Source organism: Bacillus sp. FSL K6-1106 (assembly GCF_038005245.1).
Taxonomy (GTDB): Bacteria; Bacillota; Bacilli; order Bacillales; family Bacillaceae; genus Bacillus; species Bacillus altitudinis.
Window position 1 is genome coordinate 1,340,940 of sequence record NZ_JBBOSV010000001.1, and the last position, 16,677, is coordinate 1,357,616.

15 protein-coding genes are annotated in these 16,677 nt (G+C 41.7%); 5 read left to right on the forward strand and 10 right to left on the reverse strand.

Going from position 1 to position 16,677, the window contains the following annotated elements; genetic code table 11:
* The first annotated feature begins 3 nt into the window (after positions 1–3).
* The gene (gene ytvI / locus MHI20_RS07010) at positions 4–1,122 is read left to right on the forward strand and encodes a sporulation integral membrane protein YtvI (protein WP_024718659.1); all 1,119 of its coding nucleotides are present in this window, start codon (positions 4–6) and stop codon (positions 1,120–1,122) included.
* 24 nt (positions 1,123–1,146) lie between these two features.
* Here ytvI and MHI20_RS07015 read toward each other — a convergent pair whose 3' ends face one another.
* From MHI20_RS07015 to dnaE, 7 genes are all read right to left on the reverse strand, one after another.
* The gene (locus tag MHI20_RS07015; RefSeq protein ID WP_007501703.1) at positions 1,147–1,536 is read right to left on the reverse strand and encodes an FxsA family protein; all 390 of its coding nucleotides are present in this window, start codon (positions 1,534–1,536) and stop codon (positions 1,147–1,149) included.
* 99 nt (positions 1,537–1,635) lie between these two features.
* On the reverse strand, positions 1,636–3,396 hold the full coding sequence (gene pyk / locus MHI20_RS07020; protein WP_340937338.1) for a pyruvate kinase: 1,761 nt from the start codon (positions 3,394–3,396) through the stop codon (positions 1,636–1,638).
* A 27-nt stretch (positions 3,397–3,423) separates the two neighbouring features.
* Positions 3,424–4,383 (reverse strand): 6-phosphofructokinase, encoded by a 960-nt coding sequence (gene pfkA, locus MHI20_RS07025; RefSeq protein WP_017358271.1) that lies wholly within the window; start codon positions 4,381–4,383, stop codon positions 3,424–3,426.
* A 339-nt stretch (positions 4,384–4,722) separates the two neighbouring features.
* Positions 4,723–5,700, reverse strand: coding sequence for an acetyl-CoA carboxylase carboxyl transferase subunit alpha (accA, locus tag MHI20_RS07030; protein WP_008346075.1), 978 nt, complete (start codon positions 5,698–5,700; stop codon positions 4,723–4,725).
* Complete coding sequence (accD, locus tag MHI20_RS07035; protein ID WP_008346077.1) at positions 5,685–6,560, reverse strand: acetyl-CoA carboxylase, carboxyltransferase subunit beta; 876 nt, start codon at positions 6,558–6,560, stop codon at positions 5,685–5,687. The genes accA and accD overlap by 16 nt, the downstream gene beginning before the upstream one ends.
* A 306-nt stretch (positions 6,561–6,866) precedes the next feature.
* On the reverse strand, positions 6,867–8,099 hold the full coding sequence (locus tag MHI20_RS07040; RefSeq protein ID WP_007501712.1) for an NAD(P)-dependent malic enzyme: 1,233 nt from the start codon (positions 8,097–8,099) through the stop codon (positions 6,867–6,869).
* 141 nt (positions 8,100–8,240) lie between these two features.
* Positions 8,241–11,576, reverse strand: a complete 3,336-nt coding sequence (gene dnaE / locus MHI20_RS07045) for a DNA polymerase III subunit alpha (protein WP_304716999.1) — start codon at positions 11,574–11,576, stop codon at positions 8,241–8,243.
* Positions 11,577–11,713: 137 nt separating this feature from the next.
* Between dnaE and MHI20_RS07050 the strand changes: the two genes are divergently transcribed.
* The 3 genes from MHI20_RS07050 (at position 11,714) to MHI20_RS07060 (ending at position 12,850) form a co-directional block, all read left to right on the forward strand.
* The gene (locus MHI20_RS07050; RefSeq protein ID WP_007501717.1) at positions 11,714–12,055 is read left to right on the forward strand and encodes a YtrH family sporulation protein; all 342 of its coding nucleotides are present in this window, start codon (positions 11,714–11,716) and stop codon (positions 12,053–12,055) included.
* Positions 12,052–12,555 (forward strand): sporulation membrane protein YtrI, encoded by a 504-nt coding sequence (gene ytrI / locus MHI20_RS07055; RefSeq protein WP_007501718.1) that lies wholly within the window; start codon positions 12,052–12,054, stop codon positions 12,553–12,555. The genes MHI20_RS07050 and ytrI overlap by 4 nt, the downstream gene beginning before the upstream one ends.
* A 109-nt stretch (positions 12,556–12,664) precedes the next feature.
* Positions 12,665–12,850: a hypothetical protein gene (locus tag MHI20_RS07060; RefSeq protein ID WP_008346082.1), complete on the forward strand. Its 186-nt coding sequence runs from the start codon at positions 12,665–12,667 to the stop codon at positions 12,848–12,850.
* 49 nt (positions 12,851–12,899) lie between these two features.
* Here the strand turns inward: MHI20_RS07060 and MHI20_RS07065 are convergent, their stop codons facing one another.
* Entirely contained in the window at positions 12,900–13,841 is a 942-nt protein-coding gene (locus tag MHI20_RS07065; protein WP_025207776.1) for a DHH family phosphoesterase, read from the reverse strand.
* 148 nt (positions 13,842–13,989) lie between these two features.
* Here MHI20_RS07065 and MHI20_RS07070 point away from each other — a divergent pair, with 148 nt between their 5' ends.
* Positions 13,990–14,292, forward strand: coding sequence for a YtpI family protein (locus MHI20_RS07070; protein ID WP_003216665.1), 303 nt, complete (start codon positions 13,990–13,992; stop codon positions 14,290–14,292).
* A gap of 201 nt (positions 14,293–14,493) precedes the next feature.
* Here the strand turns inward: MHI20_RS07070 and MHI20_RS07075 are convergent, their stop codons facing one another.
* Positions 14,494–15,816 carry a CBS domain-containing protein gene (locus MHI20_RS07075; RefSeq protein ID WP_017358275.1) on the reverse strand — a complete coding sequence of 441 codons (1,323 nt, stop codon included), beginning with the start codon at positions 15,814–15,816 and terminating at the stop codon, positions 14,494–14,496.
* A 144-nt stretch (positions 15,817–15,960) separates the two neighbouring features.
* Positions 15,961–16,644: a metal-dependent hydrolase gene (locus MHI20_RS07080; RefSeq protein ID WP_045034152.1), complete on the reverse strand. Its 684-nt coding sequence runs from the start codon at positions 16,642–16,644 to the stop codon at positions 15,961–15,963.
* Between the last annotated feature and the right edge of the window lie 33 nt (positions 16,645–16,677).

The window sequence follows — 16,677 nt, forward strand, 5'->3', positions numbered from 1 at the left end:
TGTGTGAATCACACTTATGTAGGCATTTTTTTGCGAAGTTTGATGATTTTCAGCATCGCCGTTTGTGCGGTTGTTTTTTTATATCAGTCTTTTCCGTTTTTATATCCATTTTGGATTGCATTTGCCGTGTCGTGTTTGATTCATCCAGCCGTATGCAAAATTGAAAACATGACCGGGATGCCAAGAGGTTTTGTTGTCATCATTGTGTTATTACTCTTTTTAGTGGCAGCAGCTGGATTCATGACACTTTTGGTGGCGGAAATCATTTCAGGAAGTGCTTATTTAGCAAAGGTCCTGCCAGGTCATCTTGATCAACTGATTGGGATCGTGGAACGTTTTTTCACAGATCAGATTTTGCCTTTATATCATGATTTGACTGCTCAATTTAATACACTTCAAGCAGGTCAAAAGGAATCGATTTTAGGACAAATCCAAGCACTTGGTGACGAAGCAGCGGCAAAAATCGGGACTTTCCTTTCAAAAACTCTTGAATTCATTCCAGCTTTTTTAGGTCTTTTGCCTGATGCAGCAGCGACGCTTTTATTTTCCGCACTAGCGACTTTTTTTATCACAAAAGATTGGTTTACGTTAAAAAAATATGGTTCTCGTATCTTTCCCGCCAAATGGATGCTTCATACACGTGCCATTTTATCTGAAATCAAAAAAGCCATTTCTGGCTTTATGAAAGCCCAGCTTCTCCTTGTTGCCATGACCATTGGGATCGTGCTGATTGGACTTTTCATCTTAAAGGTCGAACATGCGATTGTGATTGCTCTATGTATTGGTCTAGTTGATTTACTTCCTTACATCGGGAGTGGCACCGTTTTTCTTCCGTGGATCATTTACTCCGCCATGACAGGAAATCTTTCACTCGCCATTGGACTGGGCATTTTGTATATTGTGGTGCTCATTCAAAGACAAATATCAGAGCCAAAAGTCTTAAGTAAATCAATCGGTCTTAATCCTTTAGCAACACTTGTGGCACTGTTTGTCGGGTTAAAATGCTTTGGTTTTCTTGGACTTGCACTCGGTCCCGCTTCTCTTGTCGTTTGGCAGGCGTTTCGTAATGCAGGGGTTTTCAGAGACCTTTATCAGTACATTCGGTATGGTGCGCAAAAGTAAAAGAGACCTGATGCGAAGGTCTCTTTATCGTATAATCGTATAGCGTTTGCGATTGGACATGTTTCTAAGCCAGCGCTCAAAGAGCGGTTTGATCCGTTTTCTTGTCATGGGAATGAGCAGCACAGCCCCAATCAGATCAGAAAGGAATCCAGGTATGAGCAGCAGCAAACCACCGATCAGAATGCAGAAGCCATCGACAATGGTGGCCCCTGGCATTTTGCCATATTGTAAATCTCGCTGCACTTTCTGAAATGCTTCTATTCCTTGTTTTCTTGCAAAGTAAGCACCTAGTGCACTTGTCAGCACAATGACTAGCATCGTTGGTAAAATACCAATGATGTTACTTGAGATTAAAAATAAACTAATTTCCACTGCCGGGAACAGAATCAATAATAGTAGAAAATATTTTTTCAACCATATCACCTCATGGGGTCTCTTTCATCGAAAGCTGTTTACTTTTTTTAGTGTAACATAAAAAAAGAGAGGAGTCAGATAACTCCCCTCGTGTGTGATTTAAAGGACGCTTGCACGGCCTTTGTAGATCGCTCCGCGTGCTGGATCTACTGTAATCTCTTCGCCTTCTTTTAGAAGTGTTGTGGCACTGTCAAGACCGACAATGACTGGAATTCCAAGACTAAGCCCAACGACTGCTGCATGGCTTGTTAAACCGCCTTCTTCCGTGATAAGGGCAGACGCTTTTTCTAAAGCACCCATCATATCACGATCTGTGCAGTTTGCGACAAGAATCGCACCATCGTACATTTTTTCCTCTGCTTCTTTTCCGCTTTGTGCAATAACAACCGGTCCAAATGCAGATTTGCGGCCAATTCCTTGACCCTTCGCAATGATGTCACCGACAACATACACTTTCATTAAGTTCGTTGTACCAGCTTCTCCAACCGGCACACCAGCTGTAATGACAATCAAGTCGCCATGTCTTACATAGCCAGATTCAATAGATTTTTCTACTGCATTCTCTAGCATTTCATCAGTAGATGACGTATTTGATCCACTCTTCGCAAATACACCGAATACGAGAGATAGCTTTCTTGCTACTGATTCGTTTGCTGTGACTGCAACGATTGGTGCTTTAGGTCTATATTTTGAAATCATTCTTGCTGTATGACCACTCTCAGTAGGTGTCACAATTGCTGCCACATCAAGCTTCATAGCTGTGTGCGCAACAGATTGACCGATTGCATCTGTAATGCTGACCTCTACTTCTTCGCTTCTGCGAGAAAGGATTGCTTTATAGTTAAGTGCTTCCTCTGAACGTGAGGCAATGTTGTGCATCGTTTGCACAGCTTCAACTGGATATGTTCCTGCTGCTGTTTCACCAGATAGCATGATCGCATCTGTACCGTCAAAAATAGCATTTGCCACGTCACTTGCTTCCGCACGTGTTGGACGCGGGTTACGCTGCATGCTATCCAGCATTTGAGTTGCTGTGATGACAGGCTTGCCTAAACGGTTGCATTTTTTGATCAGCATTTTTTGAACAAGTGGTACTTCTTCTGCCGGAATCTCTACACCAAGATCTCCACGCGCAACCATCAGTCCATCTGATACCTCAAGGATTTCATCGATGTTATCAACGCCCTCTTGGTTTTCAATCTTCGGAATGATTTGAATGTCAGCTGCGTTGTTCTTTTCAAGTAGCTCACGAATTTCAAGAACATCAGAAGCTCGTCTCACAAAAGAAGCTGCGATGAAATCGACACCTTGTTCAATTCCAAACAGAATATCATTGGCATCCTTTTCTGTAATACCCGGCAAGTTCACACTCACACCTGGTACGTTGACACCTTTTTTGTTTTTCAGTGTGCCTGTATTCATCACTTTTGTGACGATTTCTTTTCGGTTCTTATTTAATTCTTTTACTTCTAGACCAATCAGACCATCATCTAATAAGATAGTTGAGCCCACTTCTACATCATGAATTAAATCTTCGTACGTCACACTGATTTTTTCAGTGTTTCCCACAATGTCTTCCATACTCACGATAAGATCAGCACCAGCAACTAACTCAATTGAGCCGTTTTCAACTGTGCGTGTACGGATCTCTGGACCTTTTGTATCAAGAAGGATCGCAATGTCCTTGCCTAAAGTTTTACCTGCTTTGCGAATGTTTTCAATACGTGCACCATGCTCTTCAAAATCTCCATGAGAGAAGTTTAGTCTGGCTACATTCATTCCTGCTTCAATCAATTCAGTCAGCTTTTCAATGCTTTCACTTGCTGGACCGATTGTACAAACGATTTTTGTCTTTCTCATTACTGTTCCTCCTAAGGTCTTCTCGTTTTATATAGAGAGCTCTTGTGAAAGTCGGTACATATTTTGATCGACTGTATGCTTTTTATCTAAGATGTCTAAAATATCGTGATGAACGAGTTCGTTGCTTTGAATACCTACACAACGTCCGCCTCTTCCTTCAAGAAGAAGTTCTACTGCATACGCTCCTAGGCGACTTGCGAGCACTCGGTCAAACGCACTTGGAGAACCTCCACGTTGAATATGTCCTAAGACAGATACACGCGTTTCAAGGCTTGTCTCCTCTTCAATTCTCTTACCAAATTCGACACCGCTGCCTACGCCTTCTGCGACGATGATGATACTGTGCTTCTTGCCGCGCTCATGTCCTCTTCTCAATCTGGCAATAATTTCGTCCATGTCATAGTCTGCTTCAGGAATCAAAATCGATTCAGCTCCGCCTGCAAGACCTGACCAAAGGGCAATATCCCCAGCATGTCTTCCCATTACTTCCACTACGTATGTACGTTCATGAGATGTGGCTGTATCACGAATTTTATCAATGGCATCAATGACTGTATTTAGTGCTGTATCAAAGCCAATAGTGAAATCAGTACCAGGAATGTCATTGTCAATCGTGCCAGGGACACCTACACATGGAAAACCGAGCTCTGTTAATTTCTTCGCTCCCATGAATGAGCCATCTCCACCGATGACAACAAGTCCTTCAATACCGAATTTTTTTAAGTTCTCAATCCCTTTTTCACGACCTTCAACTGTCTTGAATTCAGGACATCTTGCCGTGTAAAGTTTTGTTCCTCCACGATGAATGATATCGCCTACTGAACCTATTTCGAGTTTCTCAATTTTACCGTTAATTAGACCTGAATATCCATTATAAATACCGTAAACTTCTACATTATGGTAAATTGCTTTCCTTACAACTGCGCGCACAGCTGCATTCATTCCTGGGGAATCCCCACCGCTCGTTAAAACTCCTATACGCTTCATCTTTTTCACCTCAGAGACCATATATGAATTAAACATACCATTTCCACTGCTTGAAAACAATCATGAGCAAAACCGGATGTTTTCAATACGAATTTCTAAAACCGTACTTATTATACAATTAAATAAAATGTTTTTAAACAAAAGTTAAGAAAGTCATGAAAGCACTTTGTTCAAAAAACAGTTGATCCAAGTGCTCTAAACCTTGTCAAATCAACGTTTTCAGACGTTTCAAATTTTATGAAAACAAAAGAAAATTATTTTCAAATAGCGCTTACATCAGATCGTTTTGATGAAAAAAGACGAAAAAAATAAACGCCAGCCAAAAGGCTGTACGTTTATTTAGTTTACCCCAATATATTGATTTTCAATCGATACTTTACCGATTGCTTTGTATTTTTGATATCTTTGTTCGACTAATTCTTCAGGCGATTGTTTGAGCAAAGATGTAAGTGACTGTTTTAATGTTTTTTCAATGTAGGCTGCTTGTTGTTTCACGTCTCGGTGTGCTCCACCTTGCACTTCTTTAATAACATCATCTATAATATCTAATTCTTTTAGGTCTGGAGCGGTAATTTTCATTGATTCTGCAGCTTTTTTCGCAAGTGATGAGTCCTTCCAGAGCAGTGCTGCTGCACCTTCAGGTGAAATCACTGAATATGTTGAGTTCTCTAGCATAAATAGGTGGTTTCCTACGCCTAAGCCTAGTGCTCCGCCACTTCCGCCTTCTCCAATGACAATACAGACAACCGGTACACGAAGTCCTGCCATTTCGAAAAGGTTTTTCGCAATTGCTTCACTTTGCCCGCGTTCTTCAGCTGCTTTACCAGGATAAGCTCCTTTTGTATCAATAAAGCAAATGATTGGACGATTAAATTTATCTGCTTGTTTCATCAAGCGCAATGCTTTACGGTAACCTTCTGGATGCGGCATCCCGAAATTACGGCGCAAGTTTTCTTTTGTGTCTTTTCCGCGCTGATGACCAATGACTGTGACAGGAAGTCCTTTAAACGTAGCAATTCCTCCAACGATGGCTTCATCGTCGCCATAAAAACGGTCACCGTGACATTCGAAAAAGTTATCAAACAGCTCTTGAATGTAATCGAGAGTTGTTGGGCGCATCGCATGACGAGCAATTTGTACTCTGTCCCAAGGCTTTAAATTTGTATAAATGTCTGTTTCAAGCTTACTCAGACGCGTTTCAAGGCGCTCAATTTCCGCACTTAAATCCATCTCTGAGTTTTGTGTGAACTTTTTCAATTCATCAATTTTCGCTCGGAGTTCAATGACAGGTTTTTCAAATTCTAGTTCTCCAGCCACTCTCGTTCACCTCCTGTGCTGTGTAATGCTAAGATTTGGCCTAATGTTTCTTTCATTTCTGCACGGTGAATCACAGCATCTAGCTGACCATGCTTCATTAAAAATTCAGCCGTTTGGAAGTCCTCTGGTAGGTCTTCACGAATGGTTTGTTCAATGATTCTGCGACCAGCAAAACCAATTAATGCACCAGGCTCTGCAAAGTTGTAATCACCGAGAGACGCGAAACTAGCTGATACACCGCCAGTTGTCGGATTGGTCATCACAGAGATAATCAGACCTTGATCCTCGCTGAACAGCTTTAATGCTGAACTTGTTTTTGCCATCTGCATCAGACTAAGAATCCCCTCTTGCATTCTTGCTCCTCCAGATGCAGTGAAGATGATAAATGGCACCTTGTCCGCTTTTGCTTTCTCAATAGCTAATGTAATCTTTTCACCAACGACTGAGCCCATGCTGCCCATACGGAACGTGGCATCCATGACAGCAATGACAGCACTTTGACCTTTAATTTCACCTTTTCCTGTTACGATGGCTTCATTCAAAGATGTTTTTTCTCTGTCTTTCTGAAGCTTTTCTTCGTAGCCTGGGAAACCGAGCGGGTTCTCAGAAATGAGGTGACCGTTAAATTCTTCAAATGTGCCTTCGTCTACAAGGCTTTCAATACGTTGTTTTGCATTCATTTGCAAATGTCTGCCGCAATTCATGCAAACACGCAAATTTTTATCTAGTTCTTTGGTGAGCATTATTTTTTTACATTGCGGACATTTGGTCATGATGCCTTCAGGCACATCTTGACTTGCCTGTTCAGAGGGTACAGATGCATATTTTTTCTTTTTACTGAAAATATTCTTGATTGACAAATGACTACCTCCCTTTTTGAAGGGTTTTTTCTTTACACGCACATCCACTATTATAGGACATGTCATAACTGTACCGAAACTATTGTACTTTTTTTGTCAAACGCTGTCATCCTTCATTCAATTTTTTCAGTGGGGAATTGATGAGAAATGAGTATAGGTTTGGGGCGCTGAGTAGTTGGTATATGTGAATTGTGAACGTCTACAAAAAAAATCTCATTTAGGATGAAAAAAATTTCGTATAAGAGAGGAAATGGTGCACGTTTTTCCTCCAAATTCAGAAAGAACGTGCACACTTTTCCAATTCGATTACTCGCCGATAATCGTTAATTTTCTTGTTTTTTCTGCAACAGCTTCTGGGTCTACTTTGATTCTTGAAACGCCCGTTTCCATTGCTGCTTTTGCCACTGCTTTGGCTACCGCTGGCGCTACTCGTGCATCAAATGGTGCAGGGATAACGTATTCCGCTGACAATTCTTCATCTGATACAAGGGAAGCAATCGCTTCAACAGCTGCAATTTTCATTTCTTCGTTAATGTGTGTCGCACGTACATCAAGCGCTCCACGGAAAATACCAGGGAATGCAAGGACGTTGTTCACTTGGTTCGGGAAGTCAGAACGGCCAGTTCCTACAACACTTGCACCTGCTGCATGTGCATCTTCTGGCATGATCTCTGGGTTTGGATTCGCCATTGCGAAGATGACAGGATCTTTTGCCATTTTTCCAACCATTTCTTTAGTTAAAGCACCTGCTACTGAAACGCCGATAAAGACATCTGCGCCTTCAATCACTTCTTCTAAAGAACCTTCTTTACGATCTTGGTTCGTGAATTTAGCTACTTCATTTTTCACTGCATTCATACCATTCGGACGGCCTTCATAAATAGCGCCTTTTGTATCACACATGATGATATCACGTACACCGAAATGATAAAGAAGTTTGATAATCGCAATTCCTGCTGCTCCAGCGCCGTTTGCAACCACTTTAATTGAAGACATTGATTTTCCAGACAGCTTCAGTGCATTCACAAGTCCTGCCACTGTTACAATCGCTGTCCCGTGCTGATCATCGTGGAAAACAGGAATGTTTGTCTCTTTTTTCAAACGCTCTTCAATGATAAAGCAGTTTGGTGCTGCAATATCTTCAAGGTTCACGCCGCCAAACGTCGGCTCAAGAAGCTTCACTGTTTCAACGATTTTGTCTACATCGTTTGTTGCAAGTGCGATTGGGAATGCATCAACACCTGCAAAGCTTTTGAATAAGACAGCTTTTCCTTCCATTACTGGAAGAGATGCTTCTGCCCCAATGTTTCCAAGCCCTAATACAGCACTTCCGTCTGTGACAACAGCGACCATATTGCCTTTCATTGTATAATCATACACTTTGCTTGTATCGTCATAAATATCTTTACATGGCTCCGCTACACCTGGTGAGTAAGCCAAGCTCAAGTCTTTCGCATTTTTCACTTGTACCTTTGATTTTGATTCGAGTTTGCCTTGATTCTCTTTGTGCATATGTAATGCTTCTTCTCTTAATGACATGTGATGAACACTCCTTCAAGTGGAAAATGATTTAATGAATTGCTAAGTTGATAAGCACATACTTGGCAGTTTAAATACACAGAATCTTTAAAATGATAACACAATAGGTGAAATTGTAAAACATATTCAGACGATTTGTCATCATTTAATCACAACGTTTTGTTCACCTAGCAGCTCTTTTAACTGGAAAATGACCGCATGATCTGCATGAACTTTGTATGCATCTGGAAGTCTCATCGTCTTTTTTTGCTTTTCATAATACAAATAGACATCTGCTTCTCCGCTATGCATGGAGATCACTCGCTTCACTTGTTCTAGCAGCTCCTGCGTATGGTTCTCTTCTTTGACTCGAATGTAGACAGATTCTTTTCTTTTAGAGCCCATCTCTTCCAGTAGAACAGCTTCTTGCACGATGATTTGACTGCTCTCATTTCTGACATCTATTCTGCCTTCAACATAAAGCATTGCGCCCTCCTCAAGTAAGGGGGACAGCTTTCTAAATTGCTCTGGAAAGACGACACCTTCCATTTCTCCCGTTTCATCCCCGAATGTGACAAATGCCATCGATTGTCCATTTTTTGTCCGAATCGATTTCACCTTTGTCAAAAGACCACCCATTGAGATCTTTCGCTTTATATAGGAAGAAAGTCTGATGATTTCCACTGCACCATTCTCTCTTAAGCGATCTCGATACGCTTGTACTGGGTGATTTGATAAATATAACCCGAGTGCCTCTTTTTCAAATTGCAGGAGATCAACAAGCGGCAGTTCGTCTATCTCCGCATATTTTGGCTTAATGGAGAACGTTGTATCCCCAAGAAAGTCCAGTTGATCCTCAGGTGTTAAAAATGACACATGGTCTAACGCAATATCTATCGATGCTAATAACGAAGCACGATTTGGATGAAGCTCATCCATTGCCCCTGAGAAAATGAGGGCTTCAATCGTTTTTCGGTTGACACTCTTTGTTGATACCCTTGCGCAAAAATCAAATAAATCTTCAAATGGCCTTTCCTGTCTTGCTCTGTATATATCCTTTACAGCTGACACTCCGACATTTTTAATCGCTCTTAAGCTGTAGCGGATCTCCCCTTTTTCAACCGTGAATGGAAATTCGCTCTTATTAATAGAAGGCTTCAACACCGATATCCCTTTTTCCTTTGCCTCATAGAAATATTGAGCCACTTTGTCTTCATTTCCAATCACACTCGTTAAAAGACCGCACATAAAATATAACGGATAATGCGCTTTTAAATAAGCAAGCTGAAAGCCGATCATGCTATATGCAACAGCATGGCTTCTATTAAAACCATAGTTTGCAAATTTGACGATTAGGTCATAAACGTCATTTGCAATGTTAACAGGATACTCCTTTTTTAGGCATCCTTCAACAAAATGGCTTCGCTCTTCATCAAGCACCTTTTTATCCTTCTTTGAAACGGCTCTTCTTAGTAGATCGGCCTCGCCCAGCTTAAAGCCTGCCATCTTTGCTGCAATCAGCATGATTTGCTCCTGATAGACGATGACCCCATATGTATCCTTTAAGATGTCATACAAATCTGGATGCGGGTAGGAGACTTTCACTCTGCCATGCTTTCGGTCGATAAAGAGCGGGATATTCTCCATCGGACCCGGGCGGTATAAGGCATTAACAGCCACGATATCTTCTAGACTAGAAGGTTTCAGTCGTCTCAGCACCTGACGCATACCTTGTGATTCGAGCTGGAAAATCCCCGTTGTATCTCCCGCTGATAACAAATCAAACGTTTTCTGATCTTCATATGAAATGTCACTAAAGTTAATGTGGACGTTTTCCTGTCTTTCAATCTGGTTTTTAATGGATTCAATTAATGTTAAGTTTCTCAAACCTAAAAAATCCATTTTTAAAAGACCGAGATCTTCTAAATAATTCATCGCATATTGCGTCAAATACACTCCATCATGCCCTTCTTGAATAGGCACGACTTGTGTGAGCGGCTCCTCACTTAGGACAACGCCGGCTGCATGTGTTGACGTATGTCTTGGTAATCCTTCTACCTTTAAAGCGGTTTGAAACACTCTTTGCAGCTCTTCAGATTGCTGGAGCAGTGTTTTTAATTCTGAGGAGACTGTCACCGCTTCTTTCAGTGTCGTCCCTGGCTTTGATGGGATGAGCTTTGCAAGGCGGTCTGCTGCTTTTGAATCAATTCCCATCACACGTCCGACATCTCTTAAAGCTGCCTTTGCGGCAAGTGTTCCAAACGTGACAATTTGCGCCACATGCATATCCCCATATTTGTCTTTTACATATGAAATGATTTCATCTCTTCTCGTGTCAGGAAAATCGATATCTATATCTGGCATGCTGATTCGTTCAGGATTTAAAAAACGCTCAAATAAAAGCCCGTGACGGATCGGATCGACATCTGTAATAAACAGAACATACGCAACTAAAGAGCCTGCTGCTGATCCCCTGCCAGGACCTGTGACAATGCCATGATCATGAGCATACTTCATAAAATCCCACACAATGAGGAAATAATCACTGAAATTCATTTTTTGAATGATGCTCAGCTCATACTCAAGCCTTTTGATATATGTGTCATTTGAAGCAATCTGTCTTCGTTTCATGCCTTCTTGGCACACTCTTCGTAAAAATTGATCAGCTGTTGATTGATCAGGCGTCGGATAGGTTGGCAGTTTCGTCTGGCCAAGATTTAAATCGACCTCGCAGCGGTTCGCAATCTCAACCGTTCTTGCCAGCAATTCTGGATCATCACCATACCACTTCATCATTTCTTCGATCGATCTGAAATGCTTGTCTCCTTGGTCTTCCTCAATTTCTGATAACTGCTGGCCTGCTTTAATGGCTTTTAAACATGTATATGCGGTTTTGTCCTCTTGATGGATATAGTGGACGTCACCTGTTGCCACAAGCGGGATGTTCGCCCTTTTTGAGAGTTCCCTGAGCTTATGAGACAGCTCTTCGTCCTGCTGAAACGGCTGAACGGCTAAATACACATGTTCCTCACCAAAAAGATCTTTTAAATGGCTGGCTGCATCCCTTGCTTCATCTAGCTGATCATGTTGCAGCAGCGTTTCAATATAGCCGGATACGCCTGGTGTGATGGCAATAAGGCCATGATGATAGGCTTTCAGCCATTTCTCTTTCAGGCCGGTTTTTGACTTTGATTTCAAGACACTGCTAATTTTGATCAAGTTTTGATAGCCTTCATTGTTTTTGGCAAGGAGGATCAAAGGATAAGCCTCTGTCTCTTGTTCATCTATGAAGACAGAAGCTGTTAAACCGATAATCGGTTTGATGCCATGTGTTTTACATTCCTTATAAAATTCAACCGTTCCATACATCACATGGTCATCGGTAAGAGCGAGCGCTTGATAGCCAAGTTCTTTCGCCTTTAATACGAGCTCCTTGACCTTCGCTGCACTGCTCAACAAGCTGTATCCACTGTGCACCTGAAGATGAACATAGGACATGCTTAATCCACTCCTTTCGTCTAAATTCATTCTTTCATTATAAATCGCGATGCGGTGAGAAACAAATGTTCTTTCTTTTCCGCTCGTTCATACTTGTCCAGCATTCGCCATATATTGAATAGAGTGAGGTGGGAAAAATGGATGTGAAGGAAGCCTTTATTCCAAACTTTATTAGCTGTTATTTTATCGCACTAGGGGTTATTTTGGGCGGTGCCATTATAGGCGGGGTAGGTGCATATTTATCTGGTCAGCCCCCGCTATCAATTATTTCAAGTCTTGCCAACCGCTTAAAAATTTGGGCACTTGTTGCGGCAATCGGTGGAACTTTTGATGCGGTCTATAGTTTTGAAAGAGGGATTTTCGAAGGGAACACACGTGATATTTTCAAGCAGATCTTGCTCATTATCTCTGCTATGGGCGGTGCGCAAACGGGGTATCTCCTGATTACGTGGCTCACTCAGGAGCATGTATCATCATGAGGGTGCCTGAGCTGTATAAACGTCCAGGCTGGCAGCGTTTTTTTGCTGGGATGATGTTCGGCGCAATTATCAGCTGGCTGATTTTTCTCTTTACGTATGGCACCTTTCAGGAGAAGCAGGTGACACTGCTCAGAAGCCAGCAGCACCATATGGACAGTCTGAAAGAACAAATCACACTCTATCGGGAAGATTTGCATAAATTAAATGAAGACAATAAGCAGCGTCTGCTTATTCAGAGCGTAGACGTTCACCTCGTCAACCGTGAGCAGTACAAAATCCCGGAACCAGATACCTTGAAATTCGAAGATCAGGTGAAAGAGGATATCTCAGAGGTGATCACAAAGGATATTGAAAGTGTGTATAAAACAAAAGAGCTCTTAAAACGGACCGTGGAAAATAAAGAATATACGATTAGAGAAAAGGCATACCGCGCCAAAGTCACCGAACTGACCATCTATACAAAGCTTTCGCTTGAAGTACGTATTTCCTTTGCTGAATAATAGATGATGTGGAATTTTTATGAATTTCTGCACTCAATGATCGCTTTTCACTTGTTATTTTTATACACTAAAAGAAGAACGAGATGATTATAAGAAAGAGGTGAGAACAATGGAGGTTTACAGCTATCGTCAAATGGCACGAGACAAAGCAAGCCGGATTAAAGACGGCATGTGTGCTTATGCTGAGACAGAAATGATGGCCCATTTAATTAAAAAAGAATTAAAGCATCAAAATCTCCAAGCCTATGAAGATTCAACTGACATCGGCTGCTGGTTTATCCCTGTATCCAAGTAACCCTTTTCTCAAAGCTCAAAAAAAGAGAGGGGGACTTGAAGCCCCTCTCTCACGATGATGATTTACATACTTCTTCTAAATCACGCAAAATCTCATCTGCAACTGCCCAATCATATATGGACGCACCGGCTGCAAGCGGGTGACCTCCGCCATGATATTTTTTAGCAATGGTGTTAATGACGACGCCTTTTGAGCGGAATCTCACACGAATCTGATCGTTCTCTTCCACAAAAAAGACCCATGCCTTAATCCCTGCAATATTTCCAAGTGTCCCAACAAGCTGTGAGGCTTGCTGCGCTGTTGTTTGGAACGACTCCAAAATGTCACGTTTAATAAAAACAGAAGCTACGCCATTCTCTGATAAAGAGATATGTTGAAAAATATAGCCATTTAATTTCACGACATTCAAATCTGTCTCATACAATTGATTGAAAAGGTCTGATGATGAAAACGGATATTCGATGAGTTCACCCGCATATTTGAGTGTCTTTTTCGTTGTGTTTGGGAAAAGGAAACGGCCTGTGTCTCCTACAATGCCGGCATAAATGAGTTCTGCCGCCTTTGTATTCAGCTGATATCCTTCTTCTTTCCCCTCTAAATACAGCTCATAAATCATTTCACTGACAGAGCTTGCTTCTGTATCAACCCAAAGCAAATCACCATACGGATCTTCATTCGGATGATGATCAATTTTCATCAGTTTATCGCCCATTGAATAGCGCTGATCATCAATTCTTGCTTGATTCGCAGTGTCACAGACAATGACAAGGGCACCTTTGTACACTTCATCCGGCACGTCATCTAATTCATATAAAAATGAAAGAGATGGCTCAGGGGTTCCTGTTGCATAAATATTTTTTTCTGGATAGGTGGCACGCAAGATTTCCGTAAGGCCGCACTGCGATCCATATGCGTCTGGATCGGGTCTTACATGTCTATGAATGATGATGGTGTCATATAATGATATGGTTCTAATCAGTTCTTTTTTCATAAATACTCCTTCTTATTGCGATACTCTTTTTATTATTAAATCATAATCTACCCAGACAGAAAAGTGAGGAATAGACAATTTATTCTAGTAAGCAAGCCTATTTACGTTTAAAATAGGGTTGTAACCACTTACAATGGAGGCTTGGCACATGCTTGTTTTGATTGTGTTTATTATTTGTTCTGCCATGTTTTATTTATACTACAAAGCAAAGAATGTCCGTACGAACCGGCCGGTCGAAAAGAAATTCTGGTCTGCCAAATCAAGTATGGCACTTGGCTGCTTTGTCCTGCTCTTCGGTGTGAATCAATTATTTTTAAACCGCTCGTCACTCGCATTTGTCATTGGGTTTATTTTTGTTGCAGTTGGTATCGGCAGTACATGGGCCGGATATAAAGCCTATAAGCACTATCTTCCGCTCTTTTTAAAGGAAGGCGAAAAAGACCACGCATAATAGAGAAAGGGCTAAAATGAACTTGATTTTAGCCCTTTCTCTTCTTTTCAGCGTGTTAGAAAACCTTTGCAGTCTAGGAAGGACAGCTACTTTTACGGAGCGAATTTGTCATTCGTGAGCACCAGCACGCAGGACTGACAAAGAATTCGAGGGTTTGTTTACACGCTGAAAGGGCGCATTCATGCCGCCCTTTTCTGCCTTTTATCCTCTCTCCATCAGCTGCACCATCAACATCGCTTTGCCTACAATATTTGACTGATGGTAAACTTCCACTTCCAGCTTTCCAAACTTGCGCCCAACTTCTAAAATATTCGGTTTGATCTGTATCGTGGATTCCATTTGAACTGGTTTTAAGAAATAGACAGAAAGACTTTCTACAATTAGTTCACCTTTTTTATGAGACTTTAAGAAGCGGTTGGCTGATTCGATTAAAATTTGTGTAAACACACCATACGAAATATTACCGAGTTGATTTGTCATTTGTGGTGAGACTTCATATTGGTACACCGCATCTGTTTTTGGTTTTTCTGTCTCAGTCTCCTTAAACCCTCGTGACACGACATCATCCAACTTTTCACCGACCTGCGGCTGCTTTTGAATCATTTGCAGCGCCTTCAGCACGTCCTGACGACTAATCATCCCAATCAGCTTCGCATGATCATTTACAACTGGCAGTACCTCAATACCTTCCCACACCATCATTTGTGCAGCTGAAGCGACAGATGTTTTGCCAATAACGGTCAGTGGATTTTTTGTCATCACCTTTTCAATCGGTGTAGAACGGTCATGGCCTGCAATATCCTTTGAGGTCAAAATGCCGTGAATTTTCATTTGATCGTCTGCTACCGGGAACCGGCCGTGTCCAGTTTCATAATTCTTTTCATACCATTTCTCAAGTTTGTCTTCTGGCGATAAATAGACGGTCCGTTCTATCGGCGTTAAAATATCCTCCACAAGCACAATTTCTTTTTTAATCAACTGGTCATAAATGGCCCGGTTAATGAGAGCCGCTACGGTAAATGTATCGTAGCTTGTTGATAAAATGGGCAGCTCAAGCTCATCTGCGAGCTGAATAATTTCATCATCTGTTGAGAATCCGCCCGTGACCAGCACAGCCGCTCCCGCCTCTAATGCTTGCCGGTGAGCATTGATTCGGTTTCCGACGATTAACAGGTTGCCTGCTGCTGTGTATCGCATCATCGCATCCAGTTCCATTGCACCGATGACAAATTTATTTAACGTTTTATGTAAGCCGGCTCGTCCGCCAAGCACCTGACCATCAATGACATTGACGACTTCCGCATATGTCAGCTTTTCAATATTTTCTTTTTTCTTCTGTTCAATTCGAATGGTACCGACTCGTTCAATAGTGCTCACGAACCCTTTATTTTCAGCATCCTTAATAGCCCGGTAAGCCGTGCCTTCACTGACTTTCATTTCTTTCGCTATACGCCGGACAGAAATTTTCTCTCCGACATCCAATGAATCAATATACGATAAAATTTGCTCATGCTTTGTCGCCAATCCCGTTCACCCTTTTTGTTTTCAGCGTTTTCATCTATATTTCATTATAAAGGCAGGAGGCTTTTAATAGCAATTTGTCTTTTACACGAGCACGATACAGGCAAATAAAAAAGCCGGTAGAGTGCCGGCTTTTCTTTCTATTGATTATATCTCGATGGATTCTCCACTGTTTAATACGTGACCCACGCCGCCATGCAAGCTGTCTGCAAACGCATGAGGATCTTGCTCAATCGGCGGGAATGTACTGTAATGAATCGGTACGACTTGTTTCGCACGAAGCCATTCTGCTGCGATTCTCGCATCGTCTGGTCCCATTGTGAAGTTATCACCTATTGGCAGGAAGGCGAGCTCAATATGATTCAGCTCCCCAATGAGTTTCATATCCGAGAAGAGAGCCGTGTCTCCAGCATGATAAATTGTTTTGCCTTCAGCAGTAAATAAAATACCGGATGGCATCCCTGTATACGTAATCGTTTTGGATTCTTCATCAATGACCGCTGAGCCATGGAACGCTTGCGTCAGCTTGACTTTACCAAATTCAAATTCACGTCCGCCGCCAATAGAAAGCGGGTGTGTTTTCACCCCTTGCCAGCCTAAATAAGTGGCAAGTTCGAATGGCGCAATCACGAGTGCGTCATTGTTTTTAGCGATTTCAATCGTGTCTCCGACGTGATCTCCATGCCCGTGCGTGAGCAAAATCACATCTACTTTCACATCTTGCGGTTTGATATCGGTGTGCTTATTTCCATTTAAAAATGGATCAATCCAAATATGGTATCCGTTTGTTTCAATGTGTACGACTGAATGTCCATGATATGTAGCTTTCATGTAAATATATCCACCTTTCGAATTTGATCTCAT

Bases quoted from the DNA above. Each gene is read 5' to 3' on its own strand.
- MHI20_RS07040 (WP_007501712.1), bottom strand. From the start codon at position 8,099: ATGTCATTAAGAGAAGAAGCATTACATATGCACAAAGAGAATCAAGGC.
- MHI20_RS07070 (WP_003216665.1), top strand. From the start codon at position 13,990: ATGCTTGTTTTGATTGTGTTTATTATTTGTTCTGCCATGTTTTATTTA.
- dnaE (WP_304716999.1), bottom strand. From the start codon at position 11,576: ATGTCCTATGTTCATCTTCAGGTGCACAGTGGATACAGCTTGTTGAGC.
- MHI20_RS07080 (WP_045034152.1), bottom strand. From the start codon at position 16,644: ATGAAAGCTACATATCATGGACATTCAGTCGTACACATTGAAACAAAC.
- pyk (WP_340937338.1), bottom strand. From the start codon at position 3,396: ATGAGAAAGACAAAAATCGTTTGTACAATCGGTCCAGCAAGTGAAAGC.
- MHI20_RS07050 (WP_007501717.1), top strand. From the start codon at position 11,714: ATGGATGTGAAGGAAGCCTTTATTCCAAACTTTATTAGCTGTTATTTT.
- MHI20_RS07060 (WP_008346082.1), top strand. From the start codon at position 12,665: ATGGAGGTTTACAGCTATCGTCAAATGGCACGAGACAAAGCAAGCCGG.
- MHI20_RS07065 (WP_025207776.1), bottom strand. From the start codon at position 13,841: ATGAAAAAAGAACTGATTAGAACCATATCATTATATGACACCATCATC.
- ytrI (WP_007501718.1), top strand. From the start codon at position 12,052: ATGAGGGTGCCTGAGCTGTATAAACGTCCAGGCTGGCAGCGTTTTTTT.
- pfkA (WP_017358271.1), bottom strand. From the start codon at position 4,383: ATGAAGCGTATAGGAGTTTTAACGAGCGGTGGGGATTCCCCAGGAATG.